The organism is Phyllobacterium sp. CL33Tsu (assembly GCF_900113985.1).
In the GTDB taxonomy this organism is placed as follows: Bacteria; Pseudomonadota; Alphaproteobacteria; order Rhizobiales; family Rhizobiaceae; genus Phyllobacterium; species Phyllobacterium pellucidum.
The window spans coordinates 2,501-5,000 of the sequence record NZ_FORJ01000011.1 but is presented as its reverse complement, the minus strand read 5'-3'; the positions used below and the strand labels follow the sequence as shown (position 1 = coordinate 5,000).

Sequence of the window (2,500 nt, the reverse complement as noted above, 5' to 3'; positions counted from 1 at the left end):
TTCGATTCAAAGCTTGCACCTCTCCTCTTAACCTTCCAGCACCGGGCAGGCGTCAGACCCTATACGTCGCCTTACGGCTTCGCAGAGCCCTGTGTTTTTGGTAAACAGTCGCTACCCCCTGGTCTGTGCCACCCCCTTCTACTTGCGTAAAAAAGGGTCACGCTTCTTCCGAAGTTACGCGTGCAATTTGCCGAGTTCCTTCAACGCAGTTCTCTCAAGCGCCTTGGTATTCTCTACCAGTCCACCAGTGTCGGTTTCGGGTACGGTCTATACGCGGGAGCTATTTCCTGGAACCGCTTCGAAGCCCCTCCAATCCAATAAGGAGGAACAACATACGCGATCCGTCACTACCCGCAGGCCCACGAATATTAACGTGGTTCCCATCGACTACGCCTTTCGGCCTCGCCTTAGGGGCCGGCTAACCCTGCTCAGATTAACTTTAAGCAGGAACCCTTGGACTTTCGGCGAGGGAGTCTCTCACTCCCTTTATCGTTACTCATGTCAGCATTCTCACTTCCGATACCTCCACCAGCCCTCACGGGTCCGGCTTCAACGGCTTACGGAACGCTCCGCTACCACTTGCCTGTTGCCAGGCAAATCCACAGCTTCGGTGTATGGCTTGAGCCCCGGTACATTTTCGGCGCAAAGACCCTTATTTAGACCAGTGAGCTGTTACGCTTTCTTTAAATGATGGCTGCTTCTAAGCCAACATCCTGGTTGTTTTGGGATCCTCACATCCTTTCCCACTTAGCCATAACTTAGGGACCTTAGATGGTGGTCAGGGTTGTTGCCCTCTTCACGACGGACGTTAGCACCCGCCGTGTGTCTGCCGATCAGTACTTTCCGGTATTCGGAGTTTGGTTAGGTTTGGTAAATCGGTGAGATCCCCTAGCCCATCCAGTGCTCTACCCCCGGAAGTATAAAATCGACGCTCTACCTAAATAGATTTCGCGGAGAACCAGCTATCTCCGAGTTTGATTGGCCTTTCACCCCTAGCCACAAGTCATCCCAATCTATTGCAACAGATGCGGGTTCGGTCCTCCAGCAAGTGTTACCTTGCCTTCAACCTGCTCATGGCTAGATCACTCGGTTTCGGGTCTAATGCGACGAACTGAACGCCCTGTTCAGACTCGCTTTCGCTGCGCCTACACCTACCGGTTTAAGCTTGCTCGTCACACTAAGTCGCTGACCCATTATACAAAAGGTACGCTGTCACCCAGAACAAATCTTGGGCTCCAACTGTTTGTAGGCATTCGGTTTCAGGATCTCTTTCACTCCCCTTGTCGGGGTGCTTTTCACCTTTCCCTCACGGTACTGGTTCGCTATCGGTCATGCACGAGTACTTAGGCTTGGAGAGTGGTCTCCCCATGTTCAGACAGGATTTCACGTGTCCCGCCCTACTCAAGGACTTTCATTCGCATTACGTGTACGGGGCTGTCACCCATTCTAGCCGCCCTTTCCAGAGCGTTCCACTTGTCTCATAAAAGCCACTGGCCTGGTCCGCGTTCGCTCGCCACTACTAGCGGAGTCTCGTTTGATGTCCTTTCCTCCGGGTACTTAGATGTTTCAGTTCCCCGGGTTCGCTTCTAACCCCTATGTATTCGAAGGTCAGATACCTTATTAACGATACTTGGAAACCTGTGCAGTTGTCGGCGTCACGCCAGCGTTAATAAGGACTATTATGTCCTCACGCTGTCGCAATCCTTTCAAAGGATTGCTCGCTGCGGACGGCGCGCCAAACGATTGGCGACGGCCTAGCGGCCTGTATGGGAGACCCATACCAACGTCCCGACGCCGGCCAACTAAACAGATTTTCCAAGTATCTAAGGTGGGTTTCCCCATTCGGAAATCGTCGGATCAAAGGGTATTCGCACCTCCCCGACGCTTATCGCAGCGTATCACGTCCTTCATCGCCTGTGCATGCCAAGGCATCCACCAAATGCCCTTAAGACACTTGATCATTCTCATTGCCAATATCCATCTTCTTCGCCCTCACGCACGCACGTCCCTTGCGGGACCGTGCTCCGGGAGGCGCGTCACACGACGCGACGACCTAGCGGTCTGTATGGACACCTCCTTCGGATAAGTTCCAAGGAAGCGTTCCCCTACAGCACGATAGTGCGTCCGAGCCTGTGCGAGGCGCCCGCGCAGCGCCCGTCCCGGCAGGGACGATACGGCGCGTGAGCGAATAAAAAAGATATGACAAAAGACCAGCTTCTCGAGATATCTCCGATGGCACTGCGGTTAAGCCGCCAATCATCTTGCAAGGGTTTTGATGAGCATCCCTTGCGACGTCACCGGGCGTTCACCGATCCCGAAGGACCCATGAACATCCGGATGACCCGGACATATCTTCTCTTTACGATTTCATACAGAACAGGCAGCCACCCGGCCAATCGCCAGGCGCCTGCAAACTTTTGCTTTCATGATGTCTTTGGTTTCGGCCACACGTATCAGCCGCAGCAACCAGAACCTTGGTGGAGCCGGACGGGATCGAACC

At 53.7% G+C, this 2,500-nt stretch carries 1 tRNA gene and 1 rRNA gene (both cut by a window edge); both read right to left on the bottom strand.

Annotated elements, in window-relative coordinates:
- A 23S ribosomal RNA gene (locus BM074_RS22605) occupies positions 1–1,960 on the bottom strand (it extends 998 nt beyond the left edge of the window).
- A gap of 515 nt (positions 1,961–2,475) precedes the next feature.
- Positions 2,476–2,500, bottom strand: a tRNA-Ala gene (locus BM074_RS22600) (it continues 51 nt past the right edge of the window).